General features: G+C 66.1%; 24 protein-coding genes. 8 read left to right on the forward strand and 16 right to left on the reverse strand.

Translation table 11 applies throughout. The annotated features are described in order from the left end of the window. Nucleotide 1 precedes the first annotated feature (1 nt). The 3 genes from QZ613_RS17220 to QZ613_RS17230 all read left to right on the forward strand — a co-directional run bounded on the left by QZ613_RS17220 (nt 2) and on the right by QZ613_RS17230 (nt 2,645). Complete coding sequence (locus QZ613_RS17220) at nt 2-307, forward strand: hypothetical protein (RefSeq protein WP_043570367.1); 306 nt, start codon at nt 2-4, stop codon at nt 305-307. A 153-nt stretch (nt 308-460) separates the two neighbouring features. Next, nucleotides 461-1,999: a murein biosynthesis integral membrane protein MurJ gene (murJ, locus tag QZ613_RS17225; RefSeq protein ID WP_043570365.1), complete on the forward strand. Its 1,539-nt coding sequence runs from the start codon at nt 461-463 to the stop codon at nt 1,997-1,999. A gap of 19 nt (nt 2,000-2,018) precedes the next feature. After that, nucleotides 2,019-2,645 (forward strand): YbhB/YbcL family Raf kinase inhibitor-like protein, encoded by a 627-nt coding sequence (locus tag QZ613_RS17230; protein ID WP_043570362.1) that lies wholly within the window; start codon nt 2,019-2,021, stop codon nt 2,643-2,645. A 165-nt stretch (nt 2,646-2,810) separates the two neighbouring features. On the opposite strand, the gene QZ613_RS17235 is transcribed toward QZ613_RS17230, so the two are convergent. From QZ613_RS17235 to QZ613_RS17265, 7 genes are all read right to left on the reverse strand, one after another. Next, on the reverse strand, nt 2,811-5,255 hold the full coding sequence (locus tag QZ613_RS17235; protein ID WP_043570360.1) for a sodium-translocating pyrophosphatase: 2,445 nt from the start codon (nt 5,253-5,255) through the stop codon (nt 2,811-2,813). 311 nt (nt 5,256-5,566) lie between these two features. Then, nucleotides 5,567-6,220, reverse strand: coding sequence for an adenylate kinase (gene adk / locus QZ613_RS17240; protein ID WP_043570357.1), 654 nt, complete (start codon nt 6,218-6,220; stop codon nt 5,567-5,569). A gap of 115 nt (nt 6,221-6,335) precedes the next feature. Further along, nucleotides 6,336-7,124 (reverse strand): 3-deoxy-manno-octulosonate cytidylyltransferase, encoded by a 789-nt coding sequence (gene kdsB / locus QZ613_RS17245; protein ID WP_043570354.1) that lies wholly within the window; start codon nt 7,122-7,124, stop codon nt 6,336-6,338. Between the two features lie 18 nt (nt 7,125-7,142). After that, complete coding sequence (locus tag QZ613_RS17250) at nt 7,143-7,319, reverse strand: Trm112 family protein (RefSeq protein ID WP_043570348.1); 177 nt, start codon at nt 7,317-7,319, stop codon at nt 7,143-7,145. Further along, on the reverse strand, nt 7,300-8,358 hold the full coding sequence (gene lpxK, locus QZ613_RS17255) for a tetraacyldisaccharide 4'-kinase (RefSeq protein WP_291862575.1): 1,059 nt from the start codon (nt 8,356-8,358) through the stop codon (nt 7,300-7,302). The genes QZ613_RS17250 and lpxK overlap by 20 nt, the downstream gene beginning before the upstream one ends. Continuing rightward, on the reverse strand, nt 8,358-8,774 hold the full coding sequence (locus tag QZ613_RS17260) for a biopolymer transporter ExbD (protein WP_043570345.1): 417 nt from the start codon (nt 8,772-8,774) through the stop codon (nt 8,358-8,360). Before QZ613_RS17260 ends, lpxK begins: the two co-directional genes overlap by 1 nt. 9 nt (nt 8,775-8,783) lie before the next feature. Continuing rightward, complete coding sequence (locus QZ613_RS17265) at nt 8,784-9,392, reverse strand: MotA/TolQ/ExbB proton channel family protein (protein ID WP_043570341.1); 609 nt, start codon at nt 9,390-9,392, stop codon at nt 8,784-8,786. A gap of 346 nt (nt 9,393-9,738) precedes the next feature. On the opposite strand from QZ613_RS17265, the gene xseA reads away from it, so the two are divergent. Together xseA and QZ613_RS17275 are read left to right on the forward strand one after the other, a co-directional pair. Then, nucleotides 9,739-11,160 (forward strand): exodeoxyribonuclease VII large subunit, encoded by a 1,422-nt coding sequence (xseA, locus tag QZ613_RS17270; RefSeq protein ID WP_291983323.1) that lies wholly within the window; start codon nt 9,739-9,741, stop codon nt 11,158-11,160. 150 nt (nt 11,161-11,310) lie between these two features. Next, the gene (locus tag QZ613_RS17275) at nt 11,311-11,898 is read left to right on the forward strand and encodes a Fe-Mn family superoxide dismutase (RefSeq protein WP_043567883.1); all 588 of its coding nucleotides are present in this window, start codon (nt 11,311-11,313) and stop codon (nt 11,896-11,898) included. 71 nt (nt 11,899-11,969) lie between these two features. On the opposite strand, the gene QZ613_RS17280 is transcribed toward QZ613_RS17275, so the two are convergent. Further along, a complete protein-coding gene (locus QZ613_RS17280) occupies nt 11,970-13,373 on the reverse strand; it encodes an ATP-binding protein (RefSeq protein ID WP_291862588.1) in 1,404 nt (467 codons plus the stop codon). Between the two features lie 2 nt (nt 13,374-13,375). Beyond that, nucleotides 13,376-14,065, reverse strand: coding sequence for a response regulator transcription factor (locus QZ613_RS17285; protein WP_043568069.1), 690 nt, complete (start codon nt 14,063-14,065; stop codon nt 13,376-13,378). Between the two features lie 233 nt (nt 14,066-14,298). On the opposite strand from QZ613_RS17285, the gene QZ613_RS17290 reads away from it, so the two are divergent. Together QZ613_RS17290 and QZ613_RS17295 are read left to right on the forward strand one after the other, a co-directional pair. Beyond that, nucleotides 14,299-14,811 carry a Spy/CpxP family protein refolding chaperone gene (locus QZ613_RS17290; RefSeq protein ID WP_291862594.1) on the forward strand — a complete coding sequence of 171 codons (513 nt, stop codon included), beginning with the start codon at nt 14,299-14,301 and terminating at the stop codon, nt 14,809-14,811. Between the two features lie 124 nt (nt 14,812-14,935). Next, a complete protein-coding gene (locus tag QZ613_RS17295; protein WP_043567887.1) occupies nt 14,936-15,424 on the forward strand; it encodes a periplasmic heavy metal sensor in 489 nt (162 codons plus the stop codon). Between the two features lie 35 nt (nt 15,425-15,459). Here the strand turns inward: QZ613_RS17295 and leuA are convergent, their stop codons facing one another. Further along, the gene (gene leuA, locus QZ613_RS17300; protein WP_291862597.1) at nt 15,460-17,166 is read right to left on the reverse strand and encodes a 2-isopropylmalate synthase; all 1,707 of its coding nucleotides are present in this window, start codon (nt 17,164-17,166) and stop codon (nt 15,460-15,462) included. 173 nt (nt 17,167-17,339) lie between these two features. On the opposite strand from leuA, the gene QZ613_RS17305 reads away from it, so the two are divergent. Then, on the forward strand, nt 17,340-17,828 hold the full coding sequence (locus QZ613_RS17305; protein ID WP_043567891.1) for an Lrp/AsnC family transcriptional regulator: 489 nt from the start codon (nt 17,340-17,342) through the stop codon (nt 17,826-17,828). Between the two features lie 33 nt (nt 17,829-17,861). Here QZ613_RS17305 and QZ613_RS17310 read toward each other — a convergent pair whose 3' ends face one another. From QZ613_RS17310 to QZ613_RS17335, 6 genes are all read right to left on the reverse strand, one after another. Then, nucleotides 17,862-18,968 carry an ABC transporter ATP-binding protein gene (locus QZ613_RS17310; protein WP_043567894.1) on the reverse strand — a complete coding sequence of 369 codons (1,107 nt, stop codon included), beginning with the start codon at nt 18,966-18,968 and terminating at the stop codon, nt 17,862-17,864. After that, complete coding sequence (gene modB / locus QZ613_RS17315) at nt 18,965-19,627, reverse strand: molybdate ABC transporter permease subunit (RefSeq protein ID WP_043568073.1); 663 nt, start codon at nt 19,625-19,627, stop codon at nt 18,965-18,967. The genes QZ613_RS17310 and modB overlap by 4 nt, the downstream gene beginning before the upstream one ends. A 33-nt stretch (nt 19,628-19,660) precedes the next feature. Further along, entirely contained in the window at nt 19,661-20,425 is a 765-nt protein-coding gene (gene modA, locus QZ613_RS17320; RefSeq protein ID WP_043567898.1) for a molybdate ABC transporter substrate-binding protein, read from the reverse strand. A gap of 72 nt (nt 20,426-20,497) precedes the next feature. Beyond that, nucleotides 20,498-20,716 (reverse strand): hypothetical protein, encoded by a 219-nt coding sequence (locus QZ613_RS17325; RefSeq protein ID WP_363319773.1) that lies wholly within the window; start codon nt 20,714-20,716, stop codon nt 20,498-20,500. Further along, on the reverse strand, nt 20,713-21,669 hold the full coding sequence (locus tag QZ613_RS17330) for a D-2-hydroxyacid dehydrogenase (RefSeq protein WP_043567902.1): 957 nt from the start codon (nt 21,667-21,669) through the stop codon (nt 20,713-20,715). Before QZ613_RS17330 ends, QZ613_RS17325 begins: the two co-directional genes overlap by 4 nt. 3 nt (nt 21,670-21,672) lie before the next feature. Beyond that, nucleotides 21,673-22,392, reverse strand: coding sequence for an aldehyde dehydrogenase family protein (locus QZ613_RS17335; protein ID WP_043567904.1), 720 nt, complete (start codon nt 22,390-22,392; stop codon nt 21,673-21,675). Between the last annotated feature and the right edge of the window lie 207 nt (nt 22,393-22,599).

Consider the following 22,599-nt stretch of genomic DNA (forward strand, 5'->3'; position numbering starts at 1 on the left):
CATGAACGAGCCACAGCAAACGAATTTCTTTCTCCCGGTGCTCTTGATTGCTCTGGCGCTGGTCGTCTGGTTCGGCTTCCAGGCTCGCCAGCTGAACCAGGAGCGGGCCCAGCTGGCGAGCCTGCGCAGCAATCAGGACAGCACCTACACGAACGCCCAGAAGATGCGCGCGCAGCTCGATTCGCTGGCCGCCGGCACGCAGAAGCTGGCCAGCGCCGGTAACAAGAATGCGCAGACGGTGGTCAATGCGCTGCAACAGCGCGGCATCACCATCAACGCGGAAGCCAAGCCGGCTCAAGCCCAGTAGCCCTGACCGGAGAATCGGAGGTGGCGGCGCTGACGCCCGCCACCGGCCAGCTGTTCTGCGAAGCACGCTCGCCGCCACAAAGGCGTTCTGCTTCCGCCCTGCAGGCGCTAAGATGACGGGCTTTGCGCCTGCGCGGCGCCGCCCGGAGCCGCAATGAATCTCCTGAAGACACTCGCCACCGTCAGCAGCATGACCCTGCTGTCGCGTATCCTCGGCTTCGTGCGCGACTTCGTGATTGCCCGGACTTTCGGCGCCGGGCTGCTGACCGACGCTTTCTTCGTCGCTTTCAAGCTCCCCAACCTGCTCCGCCGGCTGTTTGCCGAAGGCGCTTTCTCGCAAGCGTTTGTCCCGATTCTCGGCGAATACCGCAACAAGCGCGGCCCGGAAGAAACCCGGCTGCTCGTCGATCGCGTGAGCAGCGCACTTTTTCTCCTCGTCCTGGCGGTGACCGTGCTCGGTATGGCAGGCGCCTCGCTGCTCGTTTACCTCTCGGCGCCGGGCTTTGCCGACGACCCGGAAAAGTTCGCCCTGACCGTCAGTCTGACGCGCATCACCTTCCCCTATATTCTCTTCATGTCGCTGGTCGCACTGGCCGGCGGCGTGCTCAATACCTGGAGTCGGTTTGCCGTTCCGGCTTTCACGCCCGTGCTGCTCAACGTTTCGTTCATTGCCATGGCGCTGTTTGCGGCGCCGCACTTCGAGCCGCCGATCCTGGCGCTGGCCTGGGCCGTTTTCATCGGCGGCGCCGTACAACTGGCCTTCCAGATCCCGGCGCTCAAGCGCATCGGCATGCTGCCCAGATTCTCGCTGCAGCTGCGCGACGAAGGCGTTCGCCGCATCCTGCGGCTGATGGCGCCGGCCTTGCTGGGCGTTTCGGTGGCTCAGGTCAGCCTGCTGCTGAATACCGTTTTCGCCTCGTTCCTGGCCACCGGCAGTGTTTCGTGGCTGTACTATGCCGACCGGCTGATGGAGTTTCCGGCAGGGCTGCTCGGCGCGGCCCTGGGTACCATTCTGCTGCCCTCGCTTGCGCGTCACCATGCCGTCGGAGAACACGACGATTACTCGCGGCTTCTCGACTGGGGACTGCGGCTGACCTTCCTCCTCGCCGCGCCGGCAGCGCTGGCGCTGGCGCTGCTGGCGACGCCGCTGATCACGACGCTGTTTTACCACGGCGCGTTCACCACCCACGATGTCTTGATGACTCGCAACGCGCTGCTCGCCTACAGCATAGGACTGCTCGGCCTGATCCTGGTGAAGGTTCTCGCCCCCGGTTTCTATGCCCGCCAGAACGTGCGCACGCCGGTTCGGATCGCGATCATTTCACTGTGCACGACACAGGTCCTGAACCTGCTGCTGGTCGGCTGGCTGCAGCACGCCGGACTGGCACTGGCCATCAGCCTGGCGGCGATTCTCAACGCCAGCCTGCTCTTTCGCGGTTTGCGGCAGGGCGGCATCTACGCCCCGCAACCCGGCTGGCTACTCTTCTACGCCCGCCTCGTGCTGGCCATGGCGGCCATGGCTGCAGCGCTTTGGTTCACCGTTGACGAAGAGAGCGCCTGGTTGGGCTGGAACCTCAGCCAGCGCCTGCTCCGCCTTTCGCTCCTCGTGAGCTTCGGTGCGAGCGTCTATTTCGCTACACTATGGATTGCAGGTTTTCGCCTGCGCGACTTCAAACGCAGCGCGGCCGAGTAATCAATCAGGAGGATCAACGATGAAATTGAGCAGCAGTAGTTTCACTGACGGGCAAGAGATCCCCGGCGATTTCGCTTTCTGCATTGCCGACCCCGATCACCACGTCTGCCTGGGCAGCAACCGCAACCCGCAGCTGGCGTGGAGCGATGCCCCGGCCGGCACCCAGTCGCTGGCCGTCATCTGCCACGACCCCGACGTTCCGAGCCAGGGCGACGACGTCAATCAGGAGGACCGGACGGTGCCGGCGTCGCTGGCGCGCGTCGATTTCTTCCACTGGGTGCTCTTCGATCTGCCGGCCAGCCTCGACGAGATCGGCGAAGGCGAGTTCTCCAGCGATGTCACGCCACGTGGCAAGCCCGGTCCACACGCGCCACACGACGCACGCCAGGGGATCAACGATTACACCAGCTGGTTTGCCGGCGACAACGATATGCGCGGCGACTACTACGGCTACGACGGCCCCTGCCCGCCGTGGAACGACGAAATCGTCCACCGTTATGTGTATACCGTCTTTGCGCTCGACGTGGCCAAGCTCGATGTCGAAGGTAAAGTGACCGGGCAGCAGGTGCGTGCCGCGATGCACGGGCACATCCTCGCGCAGGCCAGCCTGACCGGCACTTACACGCTGAATCCTGCGCTCAAGTAGAGTCGCCCGCATGGCGGCAGCCAGCGCAGAGGCAACTGGCTGCGCCCTGGCGACCGATCGGGCGCACGCGTAAAAAACGAACGGGCCGCATGACGGCCCGTTCGTTTTTTTTTTCGCCAAGCGGACGGCGAGTACAGCGGCAAGCCGCCGCTGCACATGCCGCGACTACATCACACTGACCTCGACGCGACGCGCCTCGGCGCCGTCGCCGGTGCCGGTGGTCAACTCGGGCTTCTTCAGCTCGATACGCTCTTCGGCGATTCCGACCATTTTCAGCGCCTCAGCGACAGCGAGGGCACGGTTCTTCGAAACCTCGGCGTTGGCTTCCGCACTGCCAGTGGCATCGTGGAAGCCCGAAATACCGAGCCTGGCGCCGGCATTGGCCTTGGCATAGACGACGATGCCTTCAAGCGTCGTCGCGACATCAGCCGGAAGTTCGGCCGAGCCGACTTCGAAGTAGACCGTGGCCATTGGCAGCGCGGCGGCCATCGCCGTAGCTGGAACGGCAGCCGGAGCGGCAGCCGGAGCTTGCGCCGCCGGCATCGGCTTGGCGCCTGCGGCAGGGACCATCAAGGGCACGATCATCAGGGCCACGATGTTGATGATCTTGATCAGCGGGTTGATCGCCGGACCGGCCGTGTCCTTGTACGGGTCGCCAACGGTATCTCCGGTCACCGAAGCCTTGTGCGCTTCCGAGCCTTTGCCGCCGAAGTGACCGTCCTCGATGTGCTTCTTGGCGTTATCCCAGGCACCACCACCGGTGGTCATCGAGATGGCGACGAAGAGACCGGTGATGATCGTTCCCATCAGCAGGCCGCCGAGCGCCTGCGGGCCAAGCAGCAGGCCAACGAGCACCGGCACCAGTACAGGCAGCAGCGAGGGGATGATCATTTCGCGGATCGCTGCAGCGGTCAGCATGCCGACGGCGCGGGAGTAATCCGGCTTCGCCTTGCCTTCCATGATGCCCTTGATCTCCTTGAACTGCCGGCGCACTTCGACGACGACGGAACCGGCAGCACGACCCACGGCCTCCATCGCCATGGCAGCGAAGAGGTAGGGAATCAGACCGCCAAGGAAGAGGCCGATGATCACCATGTGATTCGAGAGATCGAAACGCATGCTGCCGCCGAAGTTGGCTTCGAGGGCGTGCGTGTAGTCGGCAAACAGGACCAGCGCGGCCAGACCGGCGGAGCCGATGGCGTAGCCTTTGGTCACCGCCTTGGTGGTATTGCCAACCGCGTCGAGCGGGTCGGTGACATCACGCACCGACGCCGGCAAACCGGCCATTTCGGCGATACCGCCAGCGTTGTCGGTAATCGGCCCATAGGCGTCGAGGGCAACGATGATCCCGGACATCGACAGCATCGCGGTCGCCGCGATGGCGATGCCGTAAAGGCCGGCCAGCGCATGGGTGACGTAGATCGCCGCGCAAACGGAGAGTACCGGCAGGGCACACGATTTCATCGAGACGGCGAGACCGGCGATGATGTTCGTGCCGTGACCGGTGGTCGAAGCCTGGGCAACACTCCTGACCGGCGAGAACTCGGTCGCGGTGTAATACTCGGTGATCCACACCAGCAGGCCGGTCAGTATCAGACCGATGGTCGCCGCCCCGAAGATGCTCCCCGAGCTGATCAGCCTGCCGTCAGCGAGCGTTATTCCGTCGCCGAGCAGCATGATGGTCACCGGGTAGAAGGCGACCAGAGCCAGCGCGCCGGCGACGGCCAGGCCGCGGTAGAGCGCATTCATGATCTTGCCGCCATCACTGGCTTTGACGAAGAAGCAGCCAACGATCGAGGCAATGATCGAAACCCCCCCCAGGACCAGCGGGTAGATGATCAGGTTGTCGCTGGCGCCAGGGACGCCCTTGAGCATCATTGCGCCAAGCACCATCGTCGCCACCACGGTCACACCGTAGGTCTCGAAGAGGTCGGCAGCCATACCCGCACAGTCGCCGACGTTGTCACCGACGTTGTCGGCGATGACCGCCGGGTTACGTGGGTCGTCTTCCGGGATTCCCGCTTCGACCTTGCCGACCAGGTCGGCACCGACGTCCGCTCCCTTGGTGAAGATGCCGCCACCCAGGCGGGCAAAGATCGAGATCAGCGAGCCGCCGAAGGCCAGACCAATCAGCGGTTCTACTGCGTGGTGCAGGTCGCCGCTCGGGTCTCGGAGGATGGCGTAGTAGCCGGCAACACCGAGCAGACCCAGACCGACGACGAGCATGCCGGTGATGGCACCCCCCTTGAAGGCGACGTCCAGCGCCGGGGCAATGCCGTTGCGCGCCGCTTCGGCGGTGCGCACGTTGGCGCGGACCGAAACGTTCATGCCGATGAAGCCGGTGGCCCCCGAGAGGACGGCGCCGATCAGGAAGCCGATGGCCATGAGCTTGCCGAGTGCCAGCCAGATGACCACGAAAAGAACCGCACCGACGACGCCGATGGTGGTGTACTGCTTGTTGAGATAAGCAGAAGCGCCCTCCTGAATGGCTTTGGCAATCTCCTGCATTTTCGGATTGCCGGCTGGCAAGCCGAGAATCCATTTGGTCATTGCAGCGCCGTAACCTACTGCAATGAGCGCACATATCAGCGCGAACACCAGATAACCCATATACAACCTCCCTCTCTAAAGTTTCCCAGCTCCCAGGGGAACTCCCCGTGGCTGAAATTTACCCCATAAGCGACTTGAACAACAAAAAACCGATGCTAAACACCGCTTGAACGCTCGCTCGCTGCGGACGCTTCAAGCCGGAGTGGCGGAGAACAGAGTCTTGGCCGCTCCGCAGACGCAACAAACGCCGCAGCAGCGGCGCTGGTGAGACCGCAGTGGCCCCATGCCCGCAATCGGGAAGCGACGGCACTGGCACTGGCGAGTTGCGCAGAAGCGCCCTCCTTGCGATCCACCGTCATCGATGGCGAGGGCTATTGAAGCGCATCGAACGCGGCTCTCTTGATCTCCTCGACGCTGCCGACACCGGCAATCCGCGGGCACTTCGGCGCCATGGGGTCACCAGTGGCCGCCCACGCGCGGTAGTACTCGAGCAAGGGCTTGGTCTGCGAATGATAGATCTGCAAGCGCTTGCGGACCGTTTCCTCCTGGTCGTCGGCGCGCTGAATCAGCTCGTCTCCCGTCGCATCATCCCGTCCGGCCACGCGCGGCGGGTTGAAGCGCAGATGATAGGTACGACCGGAGGCGGGATGGACGCGGCGGCCGCTCATCCGTTCGATGATTTCCTCGTCAGCGACGTCGATTTCGAGCACGTAGTCGAGCGCCACCCCGGCAGCCTTCATCGCCTCTGCTTGCGGCAAGGTGCGCGGGAATCCGTCGAAGAGGTAGCCCTCAGCGCAGTCGGGTTGTTGCAGGCGATCGTTGACCAGGCCGATGATGATCTCGTCGGAGACCAGGCCCCCCGCATCCATCACCTTCTTGGCGGCCATTCCGAGAGGGGTGCCGGCCTTCACCGCAGCACGCAGCATGTCGCCGGTGGAAATCTGCGGGATGCCGAAGTGCTCACAAATGAACTGGGCCTGGGTGCCTTTTCCAGCCCCTGGCGCACCGAGTAGAATGAGTTTCATGGTTCGCTTTCGTTGATTTTCAAGTCGAGCAAATTGTTCAGAAGTTCAGACACTTGCACTCCAGCCACGGGCCGCCGGCAGCACGTTGTCGTGATCAACACGCCGCAACTTACCCTCAAACCGGCAGACGGTCAAACTTTTTGAACCATGCCTGAACGCGTTGCGCATCCGCGGGGGTATCGACACCGGCAGCCGGCAGCTGGTCGGAAATTGCCACGCTGATGCGAAAGCCGTGCCACAGGGCACGCAACTGCTCGAGCACTTCAAGAGTTTCCAGTGGGGAAGGCGCCAGGCCGGCATAGGTGCGCAGGAAGCGCGCGCGATAGGCGTAGAGCCCGACGTGGCGATAGGCGAGCATGTGTGCGGGCAGCGTTTCGCCGCCCGCCTCGCGGGCAAAGTGGTCGCGCGCGTAGGGAATCGGCGCCCGCGAAAAATAGAGCGCGTCGCCACTGGCGGCCAGCACCACCTTGACCACATGCGGACTGAAGAAATCGGCGGCGTCTGCGACGGGGTGCGCAACGGTGGCGATGTCGGCACCGCTCTGCGCCAGCTGGGCTGCCGTCCGGGCGATCAGCGCCGGGTCGATCAGTGGTTCGTCGCCTTGCACGTTGACCACCATGGTGTCGTCACTCCAGCCGGCAGCATCGACCACCTCGGCCAGGCGGTCCGTCCCGCTGACGTGATCGGCACGGGTCAACATGGCGCGCAAGCCGTGGCGCTCGACCGCCGCCAGCACTTGCGCATGGTCGGTGGCCACCAGCACTTCATCGGCACCCGACAAGACGGCACGCTCGGCGACGCGCACGACCATCGGCTTGCCGGCCAGGTCGAGCAGAGGCTTGCCCGGCAAGCGGGTCGACGCAAAACGCGCCGGAATGACCACCTTGAACGGCGTCGCGTGCATGTTTGCGCGGCCCGGCACTCAGGCTTCGTCGGTGGTCAGCGGACGGGCTTCATCCTGGAGCATGATCGGGATGCCGTCGCGGACCGGGAAAGCCAGCCGGCAAGGCTTGCACACCAGTTCCGACTGCGCCTTGCGGTATTCGAGGTTGGCCTTGCAGATCGGGCAGACGAGGATATCAAGCAGTCGTGCGTCCATTGAGTTTCTCCAGAATTGTCTCGAAAAGACCAGCCCCCCCCGGCGGGCCGCTGATGACCGCTTCGACCGGCAGTACCCAAGCCTCGCCGCTCACAATCGGCGCACATTTTACCGCATCTTTTTCGGTCATCAGAAGGACGCCGTCGCCAGCAAAGGCCAGGTCGGCGGCAGTATAGGCATGGTGGTCGGCAAAGGGGTGGGCTTCGAAATCGAGCCCCAGCACCTGCAGCTGCGCGAAGAAACGAGCAGGATCGCCGATCCCGGCCAGCGCATAAAGTTTGCGACCGCGCAGAGAAGCCGCGTCGCAACTATCGGCGCGCCGACGGGCGTACTCGCCGACGGCGACGAAGCGCTGGCCCAGGAGGCGCATGTCGAACTGCGGACAATCGCCGGCGGCGGCCGCCACGTCAGGTTCGCGGCGGCCGTTCCAGACCACTGCGCCCACCCCGGTCAGTCGCCGCAGTGGCTCGCGCAGGGGGCCCGCAGGCAGCAGCCGGCGATTGCCGGCGCCGCGCCCGTCAAAGACCACGATTTCCACGGTGCGCTGCAGGCGATAGTGCTGCAGGCCATCGTCGGAGACGATCACGTCGCATTCGGGATGAGCGGCGAGCAGGGTTTCCCCGGCCGCCACCCGGTCGCGACCGACGAAGACCGGCACGCCGCCACGCCGTGCGAGGAGCAGCGGCTCATCGCCAACCAGGGAAGGTGGCGTGCCCGCGGCGACCACGCGCACGCCCTCGCCGCTGCCACCATGGCCGCGACTGATGATGCCCGGTCGCCAACCGGCTTCGCGCAGACGCTCGACCAACCACAGCACCAGCGGCGTCTTGCCGCTGCCACCCACAGTAAGATTGCCGACGACGATCACCGGCACCGGCAGGCGCTGTGCCAGCGGCACCCCGCAGCGGAACAACCCGCGCCGCAGCCCGGCAAGCGCGCCGAAGAGCCACGAAAGGGGCAGCAGTGGCCACAGGGCAGGGGTCAGACGCCGCTCATACCAGCGCCGAGAAAGGCTGCCTGCGATGCCGCCAGCGGCCATCAGCGGGGCGATTGCGTGGCGAAGGAAATGCGCGGGTAACCGGCTGCCTGAGCCGCCTGCATGATGTCGACAACGCTCTGGTGCGTTGCCTTGGCGTCGGCGTTGATGACGATCACCGGATCCTTGGCCTCGCCGGCGGCGCGGCGCAGCGCGTCGCTGATCGCCTGGACGCTGACGGCAGCGAGCGGCGCCTTGTTGACCAGCACCTGGCCGGACTGGGTCACGCTCACGCTGACTTCATTGGGCTGCTCGTTCTGCTTGCTGGCGTCGGCCGTCGGCAGGTTGATCTCCAGCCCCGAGAACTTGGCGTAGGTGGTGGTGAGCATCAGGAAGATGATGATCACCAGGAGCACGTCGATGAAGGGAATCAGGTTGATCTCGGGCACGTCGCTGGTGCGACCGCGGCGAAAGTTCATCGTCGGCTCCTAGGACCGGCGCTCGCCGTGCAGAACCTCGACCAGACGCACCGCCTGTTGCTGCATGTCGATGACGAAACCGGAAACCAGGGCACGGAAGTGGCGCCAGAAGATCATGCTCGGAATGGCGATCACCAGGCCGAAGCCCGTGTTGTACAGGGCCACCGAAATCCCGTGCGCCAGTTGCATCGGGTTGCTGCCGCTGGGCGCCTGCGAGGCGAAGATCTCGATCATGCCGACGATGGTGCCGAACAGGCCCATCAAGGGGCTGATCGAGGCAATGGTGCCGAGCGTCGTCAGATAGCGTTCGAGCTCGTGCGAAACGACGGTGCCGGCCTCCTCGATCGACTCCTTCATGATTTCGCGCGAACACCCCTCGTTGCGCAGACCGGCGGCGAGCACGCGACCGAGTGGCGAATGCGCCTCCAGATCGACGACCATCGCCTGTGTCGCACCTCTCTCCCGGAATTCGCTGACCACCCGCTGCAACAGGCCGGGCGGAACGACTTTGGCCCGCCGCAGCGCCACCAGGCGCTCGATGATCAGCGCGACGGCCAGGATCGACGCCAGCAGCAAGGGCCAGATTGGCCAACCAGCGGCCTGAACGATGGCAAACACGGTGCACCCCAGGTGATTTTCAAGGGGAGAACTTTAGCCTGCGCCAGGCTTTGCGGCAAGTGCCGATGCGCTGCCTGCCGCTGCGAAGCGACGCCAGCCAGGGCGGACGCACTCACCGACCGCCCGGGAATCCACAGGAACGGTGGATAAGAGTGCTGCCAGGCTGTTGGCAAGCGGCGCAAGTGGCGAACGGGCAAGCGTTTTTTTTGCCGTGCCTGCCAAGCGAGCAACGAAGCGACGGGGGGACAGCCTGCACGTCAGCCGCAGACTGCCCGGCGGCCGCCAAACGGGGGCGCCAGAACACCGTCGCCGGCAACGCGCGCAGCGAGCCATGTAGAATCCGCGGATGTCAGAGACTTCCCCGGCCAGCAACGCCTTTCCCGCCAGCGCTCCGGTGATCCCGGTGGCCATGCTCAACCGCCTCGCGCGCGAGCGACTTGAGTCCGCTTTTCCGCTGTGCTGGGTCGCCGGCGAGGTCTCCAACCTCAGCCGGGCGCCTTCCGGACATGTCTACTTCTCGCTCAAGGACGCCGCCGCACAGGTGCGCTGCGTGATGTTCCGCAGTCGCGCGCAGCTCCTCGGCTGGCGACTGGAAAACGGCCAGCACATCGAGGCGCGGGTGCTGGTCACCCTCTACGAGGCGCGCGGCGACTTCCAGCTTAACGTCGAAGCCGCGCGGCGCGGCGGTGTCGGCAACCTCTACGAAGAGTTCCTGCGCCTCAAGCAAAAGCTCGACGGCGAAGGGCTCTTCGCCAGCGCCGGCAAACGCGCGCTGCCGACGTTTCCGCGCCGCGTCGGCATCGTCACCTCGCTGCAGGCCGCCGCACTGCGCGACGTGCTGACGACGCTCACCCGCCGCGCGCCGCAGCTGAGCATCGTCGTCTACCCGACGCCGGTGCAGGGCGACAGCGCCGGCGCGCAGATTGCCGACGCCATTTGCCGCGCCGGCGAGCGCCGCGACTGCGACGTGCTGATCGTCTGTCGTGGCGGCGGCAGCATGGAAGACCTCTGGGCGTTCAATGACGAGCGCGTGGCGCGGGCGATCCGCGCCTGCCCGCTGCCGGTGATCTGCGGAGTCGGCCACGAAACCGATTTCACCCTCGCTGACTTCGCCGCCGATCAGCGTGCGCCGACACCCACGGCGGCGGCCGAACTCGCCGCCCCCGCGCAGGCAGCCCTGCTCGCTCGTCTCGCTGGCTCGCAGGCCGCCCTGCGCAGGCAGATCGAGCAGCTTCTTGCCCAGCGTGGCCAGCAGGTGGACTGGCTCGCCCGCCGCCTGCAACATCCGGCGCAGTACCTGGCCCAGCACGGCGAGCGGCTGCGCAACCTGCGGCGCCGGCTCGGCGCCGGGCTGCTGCAAGCCAGCGCCCATTCCCGCGCTGAGCTGACCCGCCTCAGCCGCCGCCTGCTGCTCAGCCGCCCCGACCCGGCACGCCACGCCGGCCGGCTCGCCGCACTGGCACCACAACTGCGCAGCGCCTGGCACGACGTGCAGCACGGCAGGCGCGCCAACCTCGACCGGCTGGCCACCGGACTCACGCACCTCAATCCGCAGGCGGTCCTGGCGCGCGGCTACAGCGTCGTCACCAGCGCGCAGGGCGAGATCGTCCGCGACGCCCGCAGCCTGGAACCAAGCGCGCGAATCGCTGTCTTGTTGCACCGTGGGCGCCTCGAGGCCGAGGTGACTGCGCTTTTCGAAGATCATGAAGGGCCCGATCGACCGCTCGTTCCACCAGGCGCCATTGCCAGTAGCGCGGGCCGCGAATAGAATTCCGGGGCCACGAAGCCAGGAAGCCAGGAACTCGCGGACCCATGAAATCCATAAAAGCCATGAATACGCGAATGAGCAGAACGCGTTCACCGCATCGCTTCACTGCGCTCCATTTCACCCCATAACAACCTTCACGGAGAACAAACCATGGAACATCAGCTGCCGCAGCTTCCCTTCGCCATCGACGCTCTGGCGCCGCACATGTCGCAGGAAACCCTCGAATACCACCACGGCAAGCACCATCAGGCCTACGTCACCAACCTCAACAACCTGATCAAGGGCAGCGAATACGAAGCGCTTGACCTCGAGGCAATCGTCAAGAAAGCGCCCGCCGGCGGCATCTACAACAACTCGGCGCAGGTCTGGAACCACACTTTCTTCTGGAACTGCCTGAAGCCCGCGGGCGGCGGCGCACCCGGCGGCGCGCTGGCCGCGGCGATCGACGCCAAGTGGGGCTCGTTCGCCGAGTTCGCCAAGGCTTTCCAGGCTTCTGCGGTCGGCAACTTTGGCTCGGGCTGGACCTGGCTGGTCAAGAAGGCCGACGGCTCGGTGGATATCGTCAACATGGGCGCGGCCGGCACGCCGCTGACCACCGGCGACACGGCGCTCCTGTGCATCGATGTCTGGGAGCATGCCTACTACGTCGACTACCGCAACCAGCGTCCCAAGTTCGTCGAGACCTTCCTCGCCCAACTCGCCAACTGGACCTTCGCCGAGAAGAACTTCGCCGGCTGAGCGGCAGCAAGCGACGCAAGACGGGGGCCCAGGCCCCCGTTTTTCATTCTGGCAAGGGTGTGCGGCGTTGCTTAACCGAGCGGCAAACTAAGCGTCACTTCGAGGCCGCCATCCGGCCTGTTGCGTGCCCGCACCTGGCCGCCGTGTGAAAGCAGCGCCCGCCGGGCGATCGCCAGTCCGAGTCCGTAGCCGATCGTGCCCGCGTTGTTGTCGGCACGGTAGAAGGGTTCAAAGATCGCCTCGAGGTCGGCTTCCGGCACGCCGGGACCACGATCGGAAACGACGATTTCGAACACGCCTGACGCTTGGCAGGCGCCCGAAACCCCGGACGTCCGGCCTTCCCCCGCTACCCCCCCGTCGACCAGGCGGCGCGCCGTCACTTCGACGGTGGTACCCGCGGCGGTGTATTTGGCGGCGTTGCGAACGACGTTCTCGACAGCGCGATAGAGCAGCTCACCCTGCACGCTCGCGGTCACTTCGCCGGCACCGCTGAACTGCACGCTGCGACCACTCGCCTCGGCCTCGAAACCGGCGTCGTCGGCGATGCTGGCGACCATTTCCATGAGCTCGATGGTCACCGGTGGCGCACCCGGCGTGCCGGCTTCGAGACGCGACAGGGTGAGCAGCTCGCCGACCAGTTCGTCAAGCCGAACCGACTCGCGTTCGATGCGCCCGAGCGTCGTTTCGAGTTTCTCCGGGCTCTGCCGCGCCAGCCCGATGGCTGCGTGCAGGCGCGCCAGCGGCGAGCGCAACTCGTGCGAAACATCGTGCAGCAGACGCTGTTGGCTATGGATCTGCGCCTGCAGGCGCTGCGCCATGCGGTCGAAGTCGCGCCCGAGATCGGCCAGCTCGTCGCGCCGGCTGCCCATCGAAGGCTGCACGCGGGTCTCCAGATGCCCTTCGGAAACGGCGCGAAAAGCGCCGCGCAGGCTGCGAATCGGCTTGGCCACGTACCACGCCAGCGCGGCGCTGAAGACGAGGCTGGCGAGCAGGCCGGCCATGATCGGCAACGCCGGCGACGGCCGTTCGCCGCGCAGCAGGTGACCACGCCCACCCGGGCGCTCGTAACGGGCGACCAAGGTGTAGGTCTGTCCGTCGTGGGCGTGTACGCGGCGCGCACCGGACATCGGTCCACGCCGGAAATCACCCGAAGCCAGCGCGGCGGTCAGGTCGCCGGGAAGCTCGCGACCGAAGAGGTCGCGGCCGCCTTCGTCGATCACGAAGAGCTGCGCCTTGCCCGGTGCTTCGGCCCATTCGCGCAACACTTCGCGCATCATCTGCGGGCCGCCGCGGCGTAGGAAGACCTCCGCCGCATCGAGCATCACCGCCGCCCGCGGGCCACCCGGCAGGGCCGGCAGCGACTCGAATTCGGCCTCGGCCTGACGGTGCAGCCAGACGACGCTGCCGACGCCGACACCGGCGAGCAACAGCGCCAGCCAGAAGGCAAAGAAGGATTTCCAGAACAGCCGTCCCACGTTCAGGCCTTGACGAACTGGTAACCCTGGCCGCGAACGGTCTGGATCCACGAGTCGCCGTCGGGCCGGGCGCCGAGCTTCTGGCGAATGCTGCTCACATGCACGTCGATGCTCCGGTCGAAGCGCGCCAGCGGGCGCCCCATCGCCAGCTCCGAGAGGTCGCTCTTGCTCACCACCCGGCCAGCGTGGCGGGCCATGACTTCGAGAATACTGAATTCGGTGCTCGTCAATTCGAGCGGCTGCTGCTGCCATTGCGCGCTTCGCCGCTCGGGCCACATGCGCAGGGGACCGACGACGATCGGCCCGTCGGACGTGCTCTCGGCGCTGTTGTCGGCGACCCGGCGCAGGATCGCCCGCAGGCGGGCGACCAGTTCGCGCGGCGAACACGGCTTCGGCACGTAGTCGTCGGCGCCGAGTTCGAGCCCGATGATGCGGTCGATGTCGTCACCCCTGGCGGTGAGCATCAACACCGGCAGGCGGCTGGCGGCGCGGATGCGGCGCAGGACCTCGACGCCGTTGAGCCGCGGCATCATCACGTCGAGCACGGCGATGGCGAAGCGCCCGCTGAGCGCTTCGCGCACACCGCTTTCGCCATCATGCACCACCTCGGCTTCGAATCCCTCCTGTTCGAGGTACTCACGCAGCATCGAGGCGAGTTCGACATCGTCATCGACCAGCAGTACTCGAGTCATCGTTCCCATCCTTTCCACAGCACTGATAATAAGCGCCGGCAAGGCCTGGTCACGCTTCTTTACGGCTCTTTACCGGCTTTAACGCCCGCTGGCCATCGCCTGCTGCCGCGCGCCGCCCATTTACATGGCTTTACAGACGATTAACCGCGCTTTACCGGCCGCTGCGCGAAAGTTCAGCCAACGGTCGAGGCCACCGATGCCCGACTGGAACCCCCCTTATCAAGGAGCCAAACATGAATACATTCAAACGCACTCTTGCCGTTTTCCTGGCCACCAGCAGCATCGCCCTGGCCGTCCCGCTGGCCGCCAATGCCGGCCCGATGATGGGCGGCGGAATGGAAGGCGGCTGTGGCAAAGGCTGGTCGGAGATGCGCGGCGGCCAGCGCGACGGCGTGCCACCGATGATGAAGAAGCTCAAGCTGACCCCCGAACAGCAAACGACGATCAGCGAGCTACGCAAGCAAGACGCCGCCCTGATCGGCGAAAAGTACCAGAGCATGCGCGACAGCCGTGCGCAGCTGCATGAAATGGCGAAGAAGGGCGAATACGACGAAGCGAAAGTCAAGGCGCTCACCGAGCAGGGAGCCCAGGCCATGGCCGAAATGGCCCAGCTGCGGGCCCGTCAGCACCACCAGATCATGGAGGTGCTCACCCCCGAGCAGCGCGAGAAGCTCGCAGCCCAGCGCGATGCGATGATGAAGCGCTGGGAGAAGAAGCGTGGCGAGCGACCAGGGCCGGCAGCTTGACCGGACGTCAGGACCCAGGCAGCCTTCGCCAGGCGGGTAGCGTGAGCGCCTGGCGAAGGCTGCAGACGACCGACGAAGCGGCCAACGCCTTCCCTTGATCGATTCCACCTTTGCGGAGCAAATAATGACCACACCCCGTCGCACCCTCGCCATCTTGCTTGCTGCCGGCATTTCGCTGGCTGCGCCACTGACCGTCGAAGCAGGACCGCCAGGCGCGGCCTATGACTGCCTCGGGCCGCAGGCGGCGCAAGGTCATCGCGACGGCGTGCCGCCGCTGATGAAGGGACTGAAGCTGACCGCCGAGCAGCAGGCGCGCATCGCCGAGCTGCGCAAACAGGACGCCGACCTGATGGACGAGAAGTTCAAGCACGTCCGCGACACCCGCATGCAGCTTGACGAAATGCAGATGAAAGGCCAGTACGACGAACTCCAGGTCAAGAAACTGACCGAGGAAGGCGCGCAGGTGATGGCGGAACTGGAACAGATTCGTGCCCGCCAGCAACACCAGATGATGGACATGCTCACCCCAGAGCAGCGCAAGGAGTTCGTGGCACAGAGCCAGCGCATGATGCAGCGCAGGCTTGAACAGCGCGTCCGCCAGTCTGGCGGCTGAGCAGCGGCGTGGGCGGAACGCCCGCCCAGGCCGCGCTACGCGGCCTGCTGCTGCGCCCCTCTCGGCACGCTGGGCTCGAGACGGTTGATGCCGGTGATCAACGCTCGCAGCGACGCGGTAACGATGTTGGTGTCCACCCCGGCGCCGTAGAACTCGCCACCGCCACCAGCCGCCGGCGCGACTTCGATGAAGGCGCAGGCCCTGGCGTTGCCGCCCTCGCCGCTGGGACTCATCGCGCGCTCTTCATAACTGCGCACCTGGATATGGATGCCGACACTCTGGAAGGCATTCACCGCTGCGTCGATCGGGCCGTTTCCGGTACCGGTGAGGACCTGCGACGTGCCGTCGATGTCGACATTGAGGCGGATGCCTTGCCCGTTGCCGCCACCGTGCTCGAACAGATGGTGCTCGCGGTAGCGTACCGGGTCCACGCAGTCGATATAGGTCGCCGAGAAGAGCTGCCAGATGGCAGCAGCACTCATCTCGCCGCCGTGCGCGTCGACGTGCTGCTGGACGACACCCGAGAACTCGACCTGCAAGCGGCGCGGCATGACCACGCCGTATTCGCTTTCCAGCAGGTAGGCAATGCCGCCCTTGCCCGACTGGCTGTTGACGCGGATCACCGAGTCGTAGCTGCGGCCAAGGTCGGCCGGGTCGATCGGCAGGTAGGGAACGTTCCAGAAGCCGTCGCTCTGCCCGACCGCAAAACCCTTCTTGATGGCGTCCTGATGCGAACCCGAGAAAGCGGTGAACACCAGATCGCCGACGTAGGGGTGGCGCGGGTGAATCGGTAACTGGCTGCACTGCTCGAAGGTCCGGGCAACGGCATTGATGTCCGAAAAGTCGAGCCCCGGCGCGACGCCCTGGGTGTACAGATTGAGCGCCAGGGTGACCAGATCGACGTTGCCGGTGCGCTCGCCGTTGCCGAACAGGCAGCCCTCGACGCGCTCGGCGCCAGCCATCAGCGCGAGTTCGGCGGCGGCCACGGCGGTGCCACGGTCGTTGTGCGGATGCAGGCTGATGATCACGCTGTCGCGCCGATCGAGGTGACGATGCATCCATTCGATCTGGTCGGCGTAGATGTTCGGCGTCGCCATCTCGACGGTCGTCGGCAGGTTGAGGATCACCTTGTTGTCCCGCGTCGCGCCCCAGGCGGCGGTCACCGCGTTGCAGACTTCGAGCGCGAAGTCGAGCTCGGTGGCGGTGAAGGTTTCCGGGCTGTATTCGAGCACCCACTCGGTCTCCGGCGCCTGCGCCGCGAGGTCCCTGATCAACTTCACCGCCACCACCGCCATGTCGATCACCTCCTCCCGGCTCATCTGAAAGACGGTCTCGCGGAAAGGTTTCGAGGTGGCGTTATAGACATGCACGATCGCCCGTCGCGCGCCGCGCACCGACGCCATCGTCCGCCGAATGAGGTGCTCGCGCGCCTGCGTGAGAACCTCGATGCTCACGTCATCGGGAATATGATCGCCCTCGATGAGGCTGCGCACGAAATCGAAGTCGGTCTGCGACGCCGACGGGAAAGCGACCTCGATCTCCTTGAAACCGATCTCGCAAAGCATCCTGAACATGCGCGTCTTGCGTTCGGCGTTCATCGGCTCGAAGAGCGACTGATTGCCGTCGCGCAGATCGGTGCTCATCCAGATCGGTGGCTTGCTGATCGTGGCGTTCGGCCACTGCCGATCGGCAAGCGCGACCGGCGGGAAAGAGCGGTACTTGCTGGCGGGGTTGGACAACATGATGGCGACTCCTCGGGTTTCGGGTGTTGAATCTGATGACCCACATGGTAAGGAAAAGGCGCCGGCAGGTGCTTGCGTATTGCCGCTTTAGAAGGGGCCTGGGAGCAATTTTGTTGCGCACATGAAAAGAAAATAGCATTAGAATTGCGCAATTGTCTCGGCGGAGAAATTTTGTGCACCTCGATCGCTACGACTGGCAGATTCTGCGCGTCCTCCAGGAGGACGGCCGAATCAGCAATCAGGACCTTGCCGACCGCATCGGCCTTTCGCCCTCACCCTGCCTGCGGCGGATGCGCGCGCTCGAGGAATCCGGGCTGATCACCGGCTATCGCGCACTGCTCGACGCCAGGAAGCTCGGCCTGTCGCTGATGGCGCTGATCTACATTTCGATGGACCAGCACACGCCCGAGCGCTTCACCAGCTTCGACGCCGCCATCGCCGAGATCCCGGAGCTGCTCGAATGCCTGCTGATCACTGGCCAGGACGCCGACTACCAGCTCAAGGTGGTGGTCAGGGACATGGACGCCTACCAGGAGCTGCTCCTCAGCCGCCTCACCCGCATCCCCGGCGTGACCGGCGTGCATTCGAGCTTTGTCCTGCGCCGGGTGGTTGACAGGACGGCGCTGCCGCTGGCGATGGCGTCGAGTTTTCTGGCCAGTTGATCCGGGAGGAGCGTTCGCCAGGGTTCGGATGAATCAGTGGCTGCCGATCGCCGGATCGACGGGGGTCAGACAGATGGCGGGCTTCTGCAACTGCAAGGCTATGCGGGCGCCGGGGACGATGCCGCGGCGCTGCGCCACCGCGCTGCCGATGGCGAACGACAGCGTCGCATCGCCGTCGTCGCCGACGCGGGCAGTCACCGTCGCGTGTCCGCGCCAGGCGAGTCGCTCGCTGACGATCGCGCCAAGCGTGTTCTCGCGCTCGGCCTGGTGGTCACGAACGAGTATCACGCCGGCTTCGGGAACGATCCAGCAGATTCTGTCGCCGACGGCGAATTCGGCGTGATGCGCCGCCTGCAGCGGCTGCCCGTGCCAGTCGATCAGCGTCGTGTCGGTGCACGGCGACTGCTCGATGACCCTGCCGATGAAGACGTTCGGCTGGTCGGTCAGGCGGGCAACCAGCGCGCTCGCCGGTCGCGCCAGCAGTTCGCCTGGCGGCGCCGTTTGCAGCGTGCGGCCGTGGTGCAGGACGGTCATGTTGTCGGCGAGCAGCGCTGCCTCCTCGAGGTCGTGCGTGACCAGGATGATCGGGATCGCCAGCGAGCGGCGCAGTTCGATCAGCTGGCGCAGCAGCTTGCGGCGGGTCACCTGGTCGAGCGCCGAGAAAGGTTCGTCGAGGAGCAGCACCTGCGGCTCGCGCGCCAGCGCTCGGGCAATCGCCACCCGTTGCTGCTGCCCGCCGGAGAGTTCGGCCGGGCGCCGGTCCTCGAGGCCTTCGAGCCTGCTGCGCGCCAGCCAGTGACGCGCCTGCGCCGCGCGCGCGCGCGCCGGCAGGTGCTGCAGGGCGACCATCACGTTGGCCAGCGCGCTGAGGTGAGGAAAGAGCGCGTAGTGCTGGAAGACGAAGCCGACACGCCGCTGCTGCGGCGAGACATCGACGCCGCCGCTGGCATCGAACCAGATCTCGTCACCGCAACGAACGCGCCCGCCCGACGGTCGGTGCAGGCCGGCGAGGCAGCGCAGAATCGTCGATTTGCCGCTCCCCGAAGGGCCGACCAGCGCCAGCAGCTCGCCGCTGTCGCAGGCGATGTCGGCGGCCAGCGGAATCGGCGCGCTCTGTTCGAGGCGGGCGACGAGTCTCACCGGCGCAACACCGAGCGCCCGAGGCGACTGACCAGCAGCACGGCGACGAAGGACAGCGCCAGCAACAGCGCCGACATGCCTGCCGCCGCCGAATCGTTGAACGCCTGCGCCTGATCGTAGATGGCGATGGCGATGGTCTTGGTCTCGCCGGGCAGGCTGCCGCCGACCATCAGCACGACGCCGAACTCACCGAGGGTGTGCGCGAAGGTCAGCGCCAGCGCCGCGGCGACGCCCGGCCAGGCGAGCGGCAGTTCGATGCGCAGGAAGGTCTGCCAGCGCGACAGCCCGGAGACCCACGCCGCTTCGCGGACTTCGCGCGGGATGGCGGCAAAGGAACGCTGCATCGGCTGCACGGCGAAGGGCAGGTTGAAGATCAGCGAGGCGGCGAGCAGTCCGTCGAAGCTGAACACCAATGCCCGTCCGGTCAGCGCGTGGTACGCCTGGCCAAGGGGAGAGGCGCCGCCGAAGCCGAGCAGCAGGTAATAGCCGAGAACGGTGGGCGGCAGCACCAGCGGCAGCAGGATCGCCGCCTCGAGCGCGCCCTGATGGCGAATCTGCGACCAGGCCAGCAGGCGTGCCAGCCAGATCGCCAGGGGCAGCAGCACGAGCGCCGTGGCGCTGGCCAATTGCAGCGACAGCGAGAGCGCCGGCCAATCGATCACGGCCATCCCTGCAGCCACGGCGCTCGCCCCTTACCGGGTTGCCGGCAGCGAGAAACCGTAGCGCTCGAAAATGGCGCGCGCCGCCGGCTGTTGCAGATAGGCGTAGAAACGGCTGGCGTCCTCGCTGGCGTGACGGGTCAGCGCCATGCGCTGGCGCAGTGGCGGATGCCAGCTCTCGGGAATCAGTGCGGCGACACCGTGCCGGGCCAGCTCGGGCGCCTTGACCAGCGACCAGGCAACGATGCCGCCCTGCGCCGAACCGCTGAGCGCAAACTGCGCCGCCTGCGCGACGTTCTCGCCGAGGACCAGCCTGCCCTGCAGCGCTGCCCAGAGGCCGGCGCGTTCGAGGACGGCGCGGGCGGCACGCCCGTAGGGCGCGTGCTCGGGATTGGCGATCGCCAGACGCTGCAGGCGACCATCGCTGATCGCCGCCGCCAGGTCGCGAAGTTCGCTATCGACCTTCAGCGGCGAGCCGCGTGGTACCAGCAGTGCGACGCGCCCGATGGCGTAGAGCTGGCCCTGGTCGCGCAACAGGCCCTGTCCGGCGAGGCGGAAAATGTATTCCTCGTCGGCGGACAGGAAGAGGTCGAAAGGCGCCCCCTGGGGAATTTGGCGGGCAAAGTTGCCCGATGCACCGAAGGACAGAACGACCTTTTCGCCGCTCTCCCGTTCGTAACGGGCAGCAATCTCGCCGAGCGCGAACTGCAGATCCGAGGCCGCAGCGACCTTGACCGTCTGGGCGTTGGCGACGATGACGAAAAAGTTCAGCAGAAGGAAAAGCAGGAAGCGCATCATGTCATGACCCAAGGGGAGAGGAAGTGCAGGTGGCCAGGCGAGCCTGGCGAGACGGCGCTCGTGGAGCCCGGCTCAGAGCTCGGGCAGCGAGCCATCGGCCTGCGAATGGTTGGCGTGGGTTGGCCAGTCGGGCGAATACCTGTTGGTCTGATCACCCCAGGTCGTCCGGCCGGCGCCCGAGCCGCGCGCGAAGAGTTCGCTGCGCGGCCCCGGGCTGCACGATTCGCTGAGCGCGTAGTGTTCGTCGGGCGGGCGCGAATGCGCGCTTTTGGCGCCGAATGCACTGCTCATGTCAGCACGTGTTGCGGCTCGCCGCGGGCGAAGGCTTCCAGATTGTCGATCAGCTGGTCGGCGAGTGCCTGCATCGCGGGCTGGCTGGCCCAGGCGACGTGCGGGGTAAGCAGGAAATTGGGCAAGGCCAGCAGCTCGGGAGCGAGCAGGGCGTTGCCGCTGCGCGGCGGCTCGACGCTGAGGACGTCGAAGCCGGCCCCGGCGATCCAGCCTTCGTGCAGCGCCCGGGCGAGCGCTGCCTCATCGACCAGGCCGCCGCGCGCGGTATTGATCAGCAGCGCCGAGGTTTTCATCGACCGCAGCTCAGCTTCGCCGATCAGCCTCGCCGTCTCGGCGTTGAGCGGGCAATGCAGTGAAACCACGTCGGCCTGGCGCAGCGCTTCGGCAAAGGGCGTGTAGCCAGGACGAACGCTGAGTGCATCCTTGCGTTCGCTGCGCAGCACGCGCATGCCGAAAGCGGCGGCCAGACGCGCGACTCCGCTGCCCAGGCTGCCGCTGCCGATGAGCGCCAGCGTCGCGCCGTGCAGGTCGCGGATCGGGTAGTCGAAAAAGCAGAACTGCCCGGAACGCTGCCACCTGCCGTCGACGACCGCCTGCCGATAGGCGAAGAGATTGCGCGACAGCGCCAGCAGCATCGCCAGCACCTGCTCGGGGACGCTATGCACGGCGTAGCCGCGAACGTTCGAGACGACGATGCCACGTTCACGGCAAGCGTCGACATCGATGTTGTTGCTGCCGGTGGCGGCGACGGCGACCATCTGCAACGCGGGCAGCGCGGCGATCAGCTCGGCGTCGATCTGCAGCTTGTTGACGATGGCCATCGTCGCTCCGGCGAGCCGCTCCTTGACCTCGTGCTGCAGCGTCTGCGCATGTTCGACCCAGTGATGCGGGAAATCCGGCCGGCGAACTTCGGCGATGATCGATTCGCGCTCAAGAAAGACGATTCGGTGCATGGCTCAATCCACGAATGGTTTGTCGTAGCGGATGGCGACTTCGGCAATCCTGGCGCCGAGGGCAGAATCGCCGGAAAAGCACAGCCGGCTGACCTGGCTGGCGACACAAAGGCCTTCGATGGCCTTCAGGTCGCCGTGCAAGACGTTGAAAACGCCGGCAGGGAAAGCGCTCTCGGCCGTCAGTTCGGCCAGCGCGAAAGCGGCCGAGGGCGCTTTCGGGCTCGGTTTGACGACCACCGTCGCGCCCGCCAGCAGGGCCGGAACGGCGTGCCGCAGCGGACCGAGCAGCGGCGCGCTGTCGTCGCTGACGACGGCCACGACCGCCTTGGCCGCGCTGCTGCCGCCCCGGCTATCGGTCGCCGAGTCGCGGTCGCGCAGCAGGGCGAGCGCGGCGTCGACTTCGGCCGCCGCCGAACCGGCATCCTTGCCGGTTTCTTCGCTGATCAGTGCGGCGAAGTGCTCGCCATACCCGGCCAGCGCGTCGGCCAGGACGAGCAACAGCGCCGCGCGTTCAGCGACGGTTCTGGCCGCCCAGTCAGCGAGGGCCGCCTGCGCCGAGCCGGCGGCAGCGAGCGCTTCGGAAGCGCCGCACAGCGGTGTGCGCCGCTTGACCTCGCCGCTGCGTGCGTCGCGGACATCGAAAAAAGCCGGCGCCATGGTCAAATAGGCGTGCCCATTGATCCACAGCGGTATCGCCAGGACCTGGTCGGTTGCGGACGTCATCTGGAAGTTCGCTCCTTGCTTGGTTGCCGAGGAAGTCGCGTGGGCGACTCATGAATTGAGGCAATGCTGGACATTGGCAGAGGGAACCAGCCTGGCTCGTCGCTGCGCTCGCGTACCTCACCGGACGCGCTGACGCTGGCGGTAGCGTTTGCGGAATGTCCTCCCCTGCGCTGCGGGCAGGTCGCGAGCGGCGCAAGAAGCGCTGGG

Origin of the sequence: Candidatus Accumulibacter sp. ACC005 (assembly GCF_907163215.1) — a bacterium.
GTDB lineage: Bacteria > Pseudomonadota > Gammaproteobacteria > Burkholderiales > Rhodocyclaceae > Accumulibacter > Accumulibacter regalis.

What these genes read in the sequence shown, in the direction of transcription:
- adk (WP_043570357.1), bottom strand. Translation starts at nt 6,220, where the DNA reads ATGAAACTCATTCTACTCGGTGCGCCAGGGGCTGGAAAAGGCACCCAG.
- QZ613_RS17290 (WP_291862594.1), top strand. Translation starts at nt 14,299, where the DNA reads ATGAATACATTCAAACGCACTCTTGCCGTTTTCCTGGCCACCAGCAGC.
- QZ613_RS17275 (WP_043567883.1), top strand. Translation starts at nt 11,311, where the DNA reads ATGGAACATCAGCTGCCGCAGCTTCCCTTCGCCATCGACGCTCTGGCG.
- QZ613_RS17220 (WP_043570367.1), top strand. Translation starts at nt 2, where the DNA reads ATGAACGAGCCACAGCAAACGAATTTCTTTCTCCCGGTGCTCTTGATT.
- QZ613_RS17260 (WP_043570345.1), bottom strand. Translation starts at nt 8,774, where the DNA reads ATGAACTTTCGCCGCGGTCGCACCAGCGACGTGCCCGAGATCAACCTG.
- xseA (WP_291983323.1), top strand. Translation starts at nt 9,739, where the DNA reads ATGTCAGAGACTTCCCCGGCCAGCAACGCCTTTCCCGCCAGCGCTCCG.
- QZ613_RS17295 (WP_043567887.1), top strand. Translation starts at nt 14,936, where the DNA reads ATGACCACACCCCGTCGCACCCTCGCCATCTTGCTTGCTGCCGGCATT.
- QZ613_RS17335 (WP_043567904.1), bottom strand. Translation starts at nt 22,392, where the DNA reads ATGACGTCCGCAACCGACCAGGTCCTGGCGATACCGCTGTGGATCAAT.
- kdsB (WP_043570354.1), bottom strand. Translation starts at nt 7,124, where the DNA reads ATGCACGCGACGCCGTTCAAGGTGGTCATTCCGGCGCGTTTTGCGTCG.
- QZ613_RS17230 (WP_043570362.1), top strand. Translation starts at nt 2,019, where the DNA reads ATGAAATTGAGCAGCAGTAGTTTCACTGACGGGCAAGAGATCCCCGGC.
- leuA (WP_291862597.1), bottom strand. Translation starts at nt 17,166, where the DNA reads ATGTTGTCCAACCCCGCCAGCAAGTACCGCTCTTTCCCGCCGGTCGCG.
- QZ613_RS17325 (WP_363319773.1), bottom strand. Translation starts at nt 20,716, where the DNA reads ATGAGCAGTGCATTCGGCGCCAAAAGCGCGCATTCGCGCCCGCCCGAC.
- modA (WP_043567898.1), bottom strand. Translation starts at nt 20,425, where the DNA reads ATGATGCGCTTCCTGCTTTTCCTTCTGCTGAACTTTTTCGTCATCGTC.
- QZ613_RS17250 (WP_043570348.1), bottom strand. Translation starts at nt 7,319, where the DNA reads ATGGACGCACGACTGCTTGATATCCTCGTCTGCCCGATCTGCAAGGCC.
- QZ613_RS17285 (WP_043568069.1), bottom strand. Translation starts at nt 14,065, where the DNA reads ATGACTCGAGTACTGCTGGTCGATGACGATGTCGAACTCGCCTCGATG.
- lpxK (WP_291862575.1), bottom strand. Translation starts at nt 8,358, where the DNA reads ATGGCCGCTGGCGGCATCGCAGGCAGCCTTTCTCGGCGCTGGTATGAG.
- QZ613_RS17330 (WP_043567902.1), bottom strand. Translation starts at nt 21,669, where the DNA reads ATGCACCGAATCGTCTTTCTTGAGCGCGAATCGATCATCGCCGAAGTT.
- QZ613_RS17235 (WP_043570360.1), bottom strand. Translation starts at nt 5,255, where the DNA reads ATGGGTTATCTGGTGTTCGCGCTGATATGTGCGCTCATTGCAGTAGGT.
- murJ (WP_043570365.1), top strand. Translation starts at nt 461, where the DNA reads ATGAATCTCCTGAAGACACTCGCCACCGTCAGCAGCATGACCCTGCTG.